The following is a 12,667-nucleotide window of genomic DNA, read 5'->3' on the forward strand; positions in this document are numbered from 1 at the left end:
CGTACACGAACCGGGCTCTCAGGGAACTCCCAAGATCTCTCAGGAAGTCATCAGCTTTCGTGGCTTGTTCGTAACCTGATCATCACTTGACGCGCCGAAGAGATCTACGTCAGTCTCTCGGCGGGCGATGTGAGTAACGGGGAGCGGTGTCGGTAATGAATGCTTGGTGGCGCCGCTGTGCGCTTTTCACATTGCTGGTTTTCCTTCTGTCGACGGCGATGCCGGCCGAAAATGTCCAAGGTGGACATTTCCCGCTGGGCTGGCTGACGGGGCTGCTCGACGTGCGGTGGGCGTCCGCGTCGCCGATCACCGGGCTGCCCGATCAGAAGCAGGGCAGCCGGCCGCAGCACGGCGGCTACGTCCCGACGGCCGCGACCGCCGCGAACGGCGGTGCGGGCCGCGCGCCCGACAAGGCGCGCAAGGGCGGCCTCGACCCGTACGTGCCGTACGACCCGTCGACGAAGCCGGTCAAGGCCGACGGCCGGGCGCGCGGCTACGACGCCAGGACGAGCAAGCGCGACGCCGCGAAGTCGGCGGCCGGCATGGACCAGTTCACGAACGCGGACGGGACCACGACCCGGGTCTTCAAGCCGGGCGCGAGCAACTTCAAGTCGGGCGACTCGTGGCAGAAGATCGACCCGACCCTGGTCAGGGACGGCGCGAGCCGCTGGAAGATGAAGGCCAGCGGCCTGCGGGTCTCGCTGGCAGGCAAGACCGGCGAGGCGGCGACCGCCACTCCCGGCGCGACGCCCACCACCGGCGCGACGCCCACCACCGAGACCCCAGCCGCCGACCCGGTCGCGAGCGTGACCCTGCCGGGCGGGCAGTCGATCGGCTACGACCTCGCCGACGCCGCGCCGAGCACCGCAACGGTGGCCGGCTCGACGGCGACCTACGGCGACGTCCTGCCCGGCACCGACCTGCAGCTGCAGACGATCACGAGCGGCGTCAAGGAGACCCTGGTCCTCGACTCTCCGTCGGCCCCGAACGAGTGGGTCTTCCCGCTGCACCTCGACGGCCTGACCCCGCGGATGACGGCGGGCGGCTCGGTGGAGCTGGTCGACGCGGCCGGCAAGGTTCAGGCGTGGTTCCCGCACGGCTCGATGAGCGACTCGAAGTTCGACAAGCGGTCCGGCGACTTCGCCCACTCGGCCGCGGTGACGATGAGCCTCACCACCACGTCGGAGGGCGCGCCCGCGCTGAAGGTTGTCGCCGACCGTGCCTGGCTCGACGACCCGGCCCGCGTCTACCCGGTCAAGGTCGACCCCACGCTGACCACGGTGGACACCGGCAGCGCGTACGTCGACAACGACTCCGGCACGGACGCCGGTGACCAGGCCGGCAACAACCTGGCCATCGGCACCTACGACGGCGGCACCACCAAGGCCCGCTCGTACATCAACTTCGGGTACTTCGACGACCAGATCAACGGCGCCAAGGTCACCGCGGCGAGCCTCAAGCTCTATCTGACCTGGCAGTACTCCTGCACCGAGGACCGGATCTTCTACGTCTACCCGCCGACCGCCGCCTGGTCGGCCACGACGCTGGCGACCACCGCGTATCCGGGCCCGGCGCTGCAGGCCGACTCGATCGGCTCGCTGACCGTCACCGACCCGGGCGCCGCCTGCACGAACACCGGCGCCGACCGGTCGATCGGCAAGTGGGTCACCGTGCCGCTGAGCGTCGGCGCCCTGAACGCCTGGACCACGTCGAAGGTGCTGACCGGTCTCGCGCTGACCTCGTCGGTCACCGATTCGAACGCCTGGAAGCGGTTCACCTCCGAGCGATTCAATTCCGGGGCGTACGCGCCGCAGCTGTCGCTGACCTACACGTCGGACGTGGTGCCGCAGGTCGACACCCGGTACCCGGCGAACAACGCGACCGTGGAGACGCTGACCCCGCAGCTGGTGACCCGGGCCCACGACCCGGATGCCTGGCCGAACCAGGGCCTCAGCTACGCGTACACGGTCTACAACAGCTCGGCCGTCGCGGTCGCGAGCTCCGGCACGATCACCACCTCGACCTGGCAGGTCCCGGCCGGGAAGCTGGCCTGGAATCAGACCTATTACTACTCGGTGACGGTGGGGGACAAGCTCCATACCGCGGCCGCGTCCTCCCTGTACGCCTTCAGCACCCCAGTGCCGCAACCGAGGCTGACATCCGACCTGGCGCAAAACCCAGGAGTGGGTTTCGACCCGAACAACGGCAACTACACGACCTCGGTCACCGACGCCTCGGTGGCCGGTGTCGGCCCGACGCTCGAAGTCTCCCGCAGTTACAACAGCCTCGACACGCGCCGCACGGGAGCGTTCGGCCAGGGCTGGTCGAGCATCTTCGACACGAAGGCGACCCAGAAGCTGGACGCCGCCGGGGCCGTGCAGACCGTGGTGGTGACGTACCCCAACGGCTCGGAGGTGGCGTTCGGCCGCAACGCCGACGGCACATTCACCCCACCATCCGGCCGGTACGCGGTCTTCACCGCGCAGACCTCGGGCAGCACGGTCACCGGCTACACGCTCACCGACAAGGACGCGACCCAGTACGTCTTCGGCCGCTCGGCGGGAAGCGGCGTCTTCAAGGTCACGCAGATCATCGACGCGAATGGTCGGGCCCTTACGTTTGCGTACGACGCAAATGGTCTGATCTCGACGGTGACCAATGCGTCGGGCCGGAAGCTGACGCTGGGCTGGACCACCGCCCCGGCCCCGTCGCTGACCGTGAGTCACGTGGCGACGGTGACCACCGACGCGCCGGCCGCGGGCGGCTCCGGCTACGTCTGGACCTACAGCTACACGACCAACGACCGGCTGCTGAGTGTCTGCCCGCCGGGGACGACGACGGCGTGTACGACCTTCAACTGGGGCAACTGGAATAACCAATACCCCAACGCGACGCTCAACCTGAACCCGTACTCGTACTGGCGGCTCGGCGAGGCGACCGGCACCTCCGCGGCCAGTTCCGTGCTGACCAACGCCGGCACCGACAACGGCATCTACAAGAACGTGACGCTGGGCGGGGCGGCCGGCCTCGGCTCGACGACGGCGACGACGGCTGGGTTCAACGGCACCAACTCCTACGTCCAGCTGCCGGGCAAGTTGATCGCGGACGGCTCGTACCAGTCGCTGAGCATGTGGTTCAAGACCAGCACGCCGGGTGGGGTGCTGTTCAGTTACAGCGCGTCGGCGATCACCGCCGGGACCACGTCCAGTAACTTCACCCCGGCACTGTACGTGGACAAGAACGGCTATCTGCGCGGCGAGTTCTGGAACGGCGCCGCCACCCCGATCAAGTCCAACAGCACGGTGACCAACGGCGCGTGGCATCACGTCGTGCTCTCCGGCGCCGGCAACACCCAGACCATGTACCTGGACGGCGTCGCCCAGGCCACGCCGCTGGCCGGCACGATCGCCATGTACGGCTCGACCGGCTCGTCGTACGAGTACATCGGGGCCGGGTTCGTCGGCTACGGCTGGCCCGACCACGCCAACACCGGGTTGACCGGCACCGCGACCTACTTCAACGGCTCGATCTCCGACGTCGCCTTCTACAACAAGGCGATCACCAGCTCCGAGGTCACCGACCTCTACTGGGTCGCGAAGAACTACAGCTCCATCCTCTGGGGGGTCTACACCCCGTCCGGCAAGCAGCAGGCCCGGATCGACGTCGACCCGGTCACCGGCCTGGTCACCAAGGTGACCGACGAGAACCGCGGCGCGTGGACGATGGGCACGCCGACGATCACCGGCAGCAGCGACGTGTACGAGGCGTCCGTACTCGGCGCGAAACCCATCAACTACTGGCGACTGGGCGAGATCGACTCCGATGTCACCGACGCGGTCAACGAGGTAGCCGGCGACACCGCCTCCTACAGTTCGGTCACCCTCGGCGCGACCGGACCGTTCAACGACGCGACCGCCACCCAATTCGACGGCGCCACCTCGAACGTCGCCATGCCCGGCTCCGTGGCCTCCACCGGGGCGAACTCGGTCGGCGTCTGGTTCAACACCACCGGCACCGGCAAGGTCATCTACGGCGCCCAAGCCGGCGCGCTCGGCGAGACCACCGCACCCGGCCTGCCCTCGATGTGGATCAGCGCCGACGGGAAGCTGCGGGCGTTGTCGCCGTCGACCACCCCGACCGGCCCGCTCCGGCTCGGCCTGCCCGGCAAGTGCCTGGACGACTTCAACGCGAACACGACCGACAAGAACAAGGTCGAGATCTGGACCTGTAACAACAGCCAGGCGCAGAACTGGACGATGTACGGCGACGGCACCATCCGGGCGATGGGCAAGTGCCTGGACGCGAACGGCTCCGGCACCGCCAACGGCACCCTGATCCAGCTGTACACCTGCAACAACGGGGTCGCGCAGAAGTGGGAGTCGTACAACGGCTCGTTCCGTAACCCCAACTCGGGCAAGTGCCTGGCCGACCCGGGCGCCTCGACCACCGACGGCACCCAGCTGATCCTGTGGACCTGCAACGGCGGCGCCGAGCAGGCCTGGACCATGTCGCTGATCTCCCCGACCGCGGTCAACGACGGCAAGTGGCACAACGCGGTGCTCACCACCTCCGGCACCAAGCAGACCCTCTACGTGGACGGCGCCGCGGTGACCGCGAGCACCGGCGCGGTCGCGCTCACCCCCGGCTCGCAGGCGCATGCCTACCTCGGCGCCGGCCTCACCGGCACCGGCTGGTCCGGCCTACCCGCCAACACCACCTCGTACTTCTCCGGCAAACTCGCCGAAGCAGCGTTCTACGACTCGGAGCTGACCGCCGACCAGGTCTCGGCGCAGTGGGCGGCCAGCAAGCAGGCAGTCCCGGTCGCCGTGACCACCGTCGACAACACGATCAAGACGATCACGATGCCGGTCAAGACGGTCACGGTCACCGATCCGGGCGGCAAGGTCCAGTCGTACAGCTATGACCTGGTCAACAACCGCGAGGTCGCCGAGACCGACACGCTCGGCAACACGACGCGGTACGGCTACGACACCGGCGGCTTCTCCAGCCTGGTGTACGACCCGACGGGCGTGTGGACGCAGGCGGTCCAGGACGCGCGGGGCAACACGATCCAGCGGATCACCTGCCAGGACCAGTCCATCAGCAAGTGCTCGACGTCGTACTTCGAGTACTACCTGAACTCGGCGAGCGCGGTCGATCCGCGCAACGACGTGATGACCGCCAGCCGGGACGGGCGGTCGGCAAGCGCCACCGACAACACCTACAAGACCAGCTACGCGTTCGACGCCAAGGGCAACCCGCTCAGCACGACGGATCCGCTGGGACGGGTGACCGCGACCAGCTTCACCGACGGCACGACGATCGCGGCTGCCGACTCCGGGTTCGCGCCGCCGGGCCTGCCGTACCAGGTGGTCAACGCGGCGGGCAACAAGCAGACGATCACCTACAACGCCAACGGCGACATCGCGAGGGTCGTCTCGCCGGCCGGCAAGATCACCAGCTTCACGTACGACAAGCTCGGTCGCAAAATCAGTGAGACGGTGACGACCTCGACGTTCGCCGCCGGCCGTACCTCGACGTTCACCTATGACGACCAGGACCGGGTGGTCAGCGAGACCGACCCGGCGGTCACCAACCGGGTCACCGGCGCGGTGCACACCGGCGTCACCACCAACGTGTACGACGTCGACGGCAACATGACGTCGCAGACGACCGCGGACGCGACCGGCGGCGATGTGGCCCGCACCGAGACGGTGTCGTTCAACGCGTACGGGCAGAAGGAGTCGCAGACCGACGCGGTCGGCAAATCCACGGCCTTCACCTACAACGCGTACGGCCAGGTTGTCGCGGAAACCGACTCGGACGGCGGCGTGACCGCGTACGAGGTCGATGCCGAAGGCAATGTGCTGACCGAGACGATGAAGGGCTGGACCGGGGATCCGAACAACCCGTCCGACCCGGTCGATCTGGTCACCGAGACCAACAGGTACGACCCGAACGGGCGGCTCGCGAGCACGACCGACGCGCAGGGCTGGACGACGGCGTACAAGTACACCGACGACGGACTCACCGCGCAGGTGATCCGTACCGACAAGCCTTTGAAGGATGATGGGTCGCCGGCCGACGGCGCGTCGGTGTTCGTCCAGGAGACCGACACCTACGACGCGGCCGGGAACCTGACGACGCAGGTCACCGACAACGGCGCGACCACGACGAACTTCCACTACGACGCGGCGAGCCGGCAGGACGTCACCACGCTCGACCCGAGCGGCCTGAACCGGGTGACGACGAACGTCTATTCGCCGGACGACAACGTCGTGAGCACGACGCAGGCGGTCGGCTCGGGCAGTGCGCTGTCGGTGACCGATCACCAGTACGACGCCGAGGGCCGGATCCGGTCCGAGATCGGCTACAACGGCGACCCGGCGACCACGCCGATCGCCCGCTGGAAGCTCGACGAGACGTCCGGGACGACCGCGGCGGACAGCGCCGGCGGCAGCCCGGCCGCCGCGACCGGCAGCTCCTGGTCCACGGCGGCGCCGCCCGGTCACACCGGCAGCGCGGTCTTCACGGACAGCGGCAACTCCCGGATGACCACGGACACCGCGGTGCTGGACACCAGCCGTGCCTACACAGTGTCGGCGTGGGTCTACCTGACCGGCAACACCGGCAACCGGGCCGCCGTCTCCCAGGACGGTGATGTGCAGAGCGCGTTCCTGCTCGGCTACGCCGGCAACACCACCAACCGGTGGCGGATGCTGATCAGCAAGGACGGCACGAACACCGTAGGGGTCACCTCCACCGCCGTGCCGGCCCTGAACACGTGGACCCATCTGGCCGCCGCGTTCGACGGCACGAAGGTCACGCTCTACGTCAACGGCGCCCCGCAGGGCAGCGCCAGCACGACGTCCATCAACACCAACGGGCCCATGATCATCGGCGGCGGCAAGTGGGCCGGCGGCAAGTCCGACGCCTGGCCCGGGCAGGTCTCCGACGTCCAGGTCTACCAGCGTTCGCTGTCGGACACGCAGGTCGCGGCGATCTACGGCGGCACGGCTCCGGCGGCCGGTGCGGGCGTGACCCGTTCGTCGACCAAGATGGACGAGGGTGGCCTGGCGCTGCGGTCCGTGGACGCGCGCGGCAATGCCACCGACGTCTCGTACGACGAGGCGGACCGGCCCGCCGTCGCTTCCGGGGCGGCGGTCACCGCCGAGACGGCCGCCGGAGCGGTCGTGGCCCGGCCGGTGACCTACACCGGGTACGACACGTTCGGTGACGCGACCGAGTCGGTCGACAGCAACGGCAACCAGACGACGTACGTGTACGACCGCGCGGGGCGGGCCTACGAGACGCACGCGCCGTCCTACACCACGCCGGGCGGGACGACGATCAACCCGGTGAGCTCGGTCGTCTACGACACGCTCGGGCAGGCCACTTCCAGCACGGACGAGCTGGGCAACGTCACCCGGTACAGCTATGACCAGCTCGGCCGGGTCGCCAAGACGACCGCGCCGAACGACGGCGTCACCACCATGGCGTACGACCTGGGCGGCAACCCGACGTCGGTGACCGGGCCGACCGGGGCGACGGCGCAGACGACGTACGACTACCTCGGGCGCAGGGTCACCTCGACGCAGGTGGTCCGGCAGACGAGCGAGGCGTACACCACGACGTACGCGTACGACCCGGCCGGGCGCCTGAAGTCGGAGGCCTCGCCGAACGGGGTGTCGCAGAGCTACACGTACAACGCGGCGGGGGAGCAGGTCACCAGCGTCGACGGTGCCGGGCAGACCACGAGGACCGACTACGACGGTCTGGGCCGGCCGACGCGGGTCACGCAGCCGAGCGGCGCCTACCAGAACACGGCGTACGACATGCTGTCGCGGGCGTACTCGACCGCGTCGTACGAGGCGAACGGCACGCAGCTGACCAAGTCGTCGCAGTCGTTCGACGCGGCCGGCAACGTGCTGACCAGCACCGACGGCCGGAACACGGCCACCACGTTCACGTACGACCCGACGGGTCTGCTGTTGTCGGAGAAGCAGCCGACCAGCGCGACGACCTCGATCTCGACGTCGTTCGGGTACGACCTGAACGGCAGCCGGACGCGGTACACCGACGGGCGCGGAAACGCGTTCTGGACGACGTACAACTCGCTGAACGCCGCCGAGTCCACGATCGAGCCGGTCACCAACTCGTACTCGGCGACGTCGGACCGGACGTGGACCAGGACGTATGACGCGGCCGGGCAGCTGACCGGGGTCACCGCCCCCGGTGGGGTGAGGCAGACCTACGCGTACGACTCGATGGGGAACTTGACCTCCGAGGCCGGCGCCGGGGCCGAGGCCGCGACGGCGACCCGGACGTTCGGGTACGACCAGGCGGGCCGGATGACGTCGTTCTCGGCGCCGACCGGCACGAACACGATCAGCTACGACGACCGTTCGCTGCCGACGTCGATCAGCGGGCCGTCGGGCAACTCGTCCTTCAGCTACACGCGGGACGGACTGGTCAAGACGCGGACTGATGCGTCCGGCACGGCCCTGTTCACCTATGACACGGCCGACCGCTTGTCGAACCTGACGAACGCGACGACGGCCACCAACCTCACGTATGCCTACGACGCCGACTCGGACGTCTCGAAGATCACCTACGGGGGGACGGGCAACACCCGGAACCTCACGTACGACGGTCTGAAGCGGCCGACGGTCGACGAGTTGAAGACGGCGTCGGGTACGTCGATCGCGAAGATCGCGTACGGGTGGGATGCGAACAGCAACGAGACGTCGAAGACGACCACGAACTTCGGTGGTACGACCAAGACGAACACGTATGGGTATGACCTCGCAGACCGGCTGACGTCGTGGAGTGATGGCACGACGACGACGGCGTACACGTATGACGCGTCGGGCAACCGGACCGGGAATGGTTCGACCACCTATACGTATGACCAGCGCAACCGGCTGGTGGGTGACTCGACCGGGTCGGGCTACACCTACTCGCCGCGGGGGACGATGACCGCGGTGGCCAAGGGCACCAGCACGGACACGACGGTGTCGGACGCGTTCGATCAGGTGTTGTCGCAGTCGGGTGCGGGTGGGACGGCGTCCTATACGTACGACGCTCTCGGGCGCGCGTTGAAGACCGGGTTCTCGTACACCGGCACGGGCAATGATCTGGCCGCGGACGCGAATGCCACGTACGTGCGGGATGCCGACAACGATGTGGTCGGCACGTCCTCGGGTGGTAACAACCGGGATGTCTGGACCGACGTGCACGACGACGTGGTCGGCCAGTTCACGGACACGGGGACGACGCTGTCCGGTTCGACGATCTTCGATCCGCTGGGTGCGATCAAGACGACCGCCGGGATCATCGGTAATTTGGGCTATCAGTCGGAATGGACTGATGCGCTGACCAGCCGGGTGAACATGGCGGCCCGCTGGTACAACACCGGCACCGGTCAGTTCGATTCGCGGGACACGGCTTCGAACAGCCCGGTTCCGGACTCGGTGAACGCGAACCAGTACGCGTACGCCAACGACAACCCGCTGATCGGCACCGACCCGTCCGGCCACGGCTTCGGCAGCTGGCTCAAGTCCAAGGTCAAGAGCGTCGTCAACTCCAACCCGGTGACCTCGTGGGCCGGCAGCTGGATCTCGGCCGGCTATCACCAGGCGTCGTCGTACTACTACCAGGCGAAGGCGTGGACGCTCGGCAAGGTCGCGGTCGTGGCCGACCACTACGGCTACCACAAGCTGGCGCGGAAGGCCGATGCCGGCCGGAAGAAGGCGACCAAGAGGGCCCGGCAGGAGCACAAGAAGGCGGAGAAGGCCCACCGAGACGCCGAACGTAAGGGCAATGCCCTCAAACAGCGGGCGAACCGCGCCTACCACAAGGTCACCAAGAAGATCAGCGACGCCAAGAAGGCGACGGTCAAGTTCTACAACGAACACAAGAAGGCGATCATCACGATCGCCGCGGTGGCCCTGACCGTAGTCGCGACGGTCGCCTTGGGCCCGGTCGGCGGCATCCTGGTCGGCGCCGCCATCAACGTGGCCAAGGACGCCGCGCTGGGCGAGATCCACAGCCTGAAGGACCTGGCCGCCTCCGCCGCGATGGGCGCCGTGACCGGCGTGATCGGCGCCGCGACCGGCGGCCTGGGCGGCGTGATCGGCGGCAAGATCGCCGGCATGGCCGCGGCCAAGCTCGGCTGCGGCATCCTCGGCAAGACCCTGTCGGGTGCGATATCCGGCGGCGTCGAGGGCGGCATCAGCGGCGGCATGGGCGACGTCGCCGACCAGCTGATGACCACCGGCCACGTCAACATGAAGCAGGCCTTCCAGGCCGCGGCGACCGGGGCCTTGATCGGCGCGGCAACCGGCGGTGCCATGGGCGGCAAGACGCCGTGCCACAGCTTCGACCCGGCCACCAAGGTCGTCATGGCCGACGGCGACACCAAGCCGATCGCCGACGTCAAGCTGGGCGACAAGGTCCTCTCCACCGACCCGTCCACGGGCAAGACCGAGGCCAAGACGGTAAGCGTCCTGCATCATCACGACGACACCGAGCTGGCCGACGTCACGGTGAAGGACGGCAAGACCGGCAAGGCGAGCGTCCTGCACACCACCCAGAACCACCCGTTCTGGAACGCCGACAAGCAAGAGTGGACCGACGCCAAGGACCTGAAGGCCGGCGACAAGCTCCGCAGCCCCGACGGCGAGACCACCCAGACCGTCGCGGCGGTCAAGGTCTGGACCGGCCTCAAATGGATGGACGACCTCACGGTCAACGACATCCACACGTACTACGTCGTTGCCGGATCGACGCCAGTCCTCGTACACAACAACAATCGGTGCGAGATCGGCAAGCAGGTCGACTATGACTCCGACGACGCTCTGGTCAACGCGACCAAGAGCAGGCGGTTGGACGATGGGCGAGACCTGGGTGGACCCGGGAAGGGAAATTACGGCGCGGCACGCTTGCACGATGGAACAGTCATTACCGGGCGCTCGAAGGGTAAGCTGCACGCCGAGGATGACCTCATCGAGCAGGCGGGCGGCATCCACAACATCAAGGATCTCTATTCGGAGCGGGCGCCGTGCGCTTTCAAGTGCCAGCCGAACCTCACGGACGATGGCGGGAACCCGCTGGTGAACGTTACTTGGTCGTTCCGATGGAACGGCAGGAACGCGGCGGAGACCAAGGCAATCCGAGCGGAAACCACTGATCGTTTGAAGGCGGCCGTAAAGAAGCTGTGGGGGTAGTGAGGTGACGGAACTACCAGGTTACCGTTTGCTTCGGTTGTCGATTCGGGACGAAGACGTGCCGGAGGAGATTCGCCGGGAGTTCGAGCAGGTTGGTCTGCCGGATCAGTTGATCGGGTTCGAGTATGTGGTGCGACGCGATCCCGTAGTGGTTTCGGCCCAGAACGACCGCGACCTGTGGTTCGCGGATTGCGGTCCGCACGTTGGGATGTACGTGGAGCTATCCTCCGGCCGGGTCGTGACGATGCGAAGGAAGGGTCCGCCGAACCGGCTTCTGGTGAATTCGAGCGTGCAGTTGTTCAGGGCATGTGTGGAGCAGGTCTCGAGTCGGTATCCGTTTTATGAGGACGACGCGGAGATCGAACAGATCGAGGCCGCCACTGACCGCATTGAACAGCTGCTCACGCGCATCGACGAAACTGCGTTGAGTGATGACGGATTCTGGCTCGAATATGTCTCTGACATGAGAATTGGAGATTATGCGCCCGGACTTATCTCCAGCGCAGCAGAACACTAGCGTCGCCTCGCCACCGGCTTGATTACTCGGGCTCGTCACAACCGGGCGGTCTGTGCGGTCATACCTGGTGTCGGGAGTGGGATGTCCAGCGGGAAGCGAGGCTGTCATGGCCGTCATCAGCAGGGAGCACGCGCTCAACGTAGTCCGGCGGGTCTACGGGCCCGAGCACGCCGAGCGCGTCGCGCCCGAACTGCCGGAGCGGATCGACCTCGAGAACCCGGCGGACACCAACCTGCTCTACAAGCTCGGGCTGACGCCGGACGGCCTCTACAACGCTCTCGGGAGCTCCCTCTAGACAAACGGATCGTGACCTCGTCCGGCCTGCCCGAGGAGGTCGCCGGCCTGATCCGCAGGTTCGCCGGTCACCGGCCGCCGAGCTCGCGTTCGGCGGCATGGCCGGGGGACAGCACCACCGGTCCGACCCAGCCGCGGGCCACGGCGCGGACCTGGCTGCGCAGCGGCCACGCCGGGTGCACGTCCCGGCCGCGCGCCCAGCTCTCAAGCAAAGCCCGGGTGGTGGTCAGGGCGGTGGTCACCAGGGTGTGAGCGCGGGCATTGTGGTCCCAGCAGTACCAGAGCGCCCAGCCGTCCGGGCGCGGGTCGACGCCGAGGCGCGCGCAGCCGGTGCGGTAGTTGTCGCGGCTCGCGTCGCCGGTGCCCGGGCCGATCAGCGCCGCGCCGCCGAGCCGCATCAGGGGGCGGTCGTCCTCGACGCAGCCGTCGCCCTCGAAGTGCTGGTGCCGCAGCCGGCAGGCCAGCGCGTTGACGGCACGCTGCAGAGCGGTCTCCCCGGGCGGGTCTGCGTCGTTGCCGATCCGGCCCTCGCCGCGCGCGGCGTCGACCACGTCGAGGGCGAGCAGCTCGATCTGCCGCAGGTAGTCCTGCTCACTCAGTTCCGGCTCCGGCACCGGGCAAGTGTGCC

The 12,667-nt window shown here is 67.8% G+C and carries 4 protein-coding genes; 3 read left to right on the forward strand and 1 reads right to left on the reverse strand.

All coding sequences use genetic code 11. The features are described from left to right. The first annotated feature begins 191 nt into the window (after positions 1–191). From A3CQ_RS52185 to A3CQ_RS0109585, 3 genes are all read left to right on the forward strand, one after another. Positions 192–11,228 carry a LamG-like jellyroll fold domain-containing protein gene (locus A3CQ_RS52185; RefSeq protein WP_051115208.1) on the forward strand — a complete coding sequence of 3,679 codons (11,037 nt, stop codon included), beginning with the start codon at positions 192–194 and terminating at the stop codon, positions 11,226–11,228. Positions 11,229–11,232: 4 nt separating this feature from the next. After that, the gene (locus tag A3CQ_RS0109580) at positions 11,233–11,745 is read left to right on the forward strand and encodes an SUKH-4 family immunity protein (RefSeq protein WP_084698998.1); all 513 of its coding nucleotides are present in this window, start codon (positions 11,233–11,235) and stop codon (positions 11,743–11,745) included. Positions 11,746–11,851: 106 nt separating this feature from the next. Next, a complete protein-coding gene (locus tag A3CQ_RS0109585; RefSeq protein WP_020510712.1) occupies positions 11,852–12,040 on the forward strand; it encodes a hypothetical protein in 189 nt (62 codons plus the stop codon). Positions 12,041–12,107: 67 nt separating this feature from the next. On the opposite strand, the gene A3CQ_RS0109590 is transcribed toward A3CQ_RS0109585, so the two are convergent. Beyond that, entirely contained in the window at positions 12,108–12,653 is a 546-nt protein-coding gene (locus A3CQ_RS0109590; RefSeq protein ID WP_020510713.1) for a hypothetical protein, read from the reverse strand. Positions 12,654–12,667: the final 14 nt, after the last annotated feature.

The sequence above is a fragment of the Paractinoplanes globisporus DSM 43857 genome, assembly GCF_000379645.1.
GTDB classification, from domain to species: Bacteria; Actinomycetota; Actinomycetes; order Mycobacteriales; family Micromonosporaceae; genus Actinoplanes; species Actinoplanes globisporus.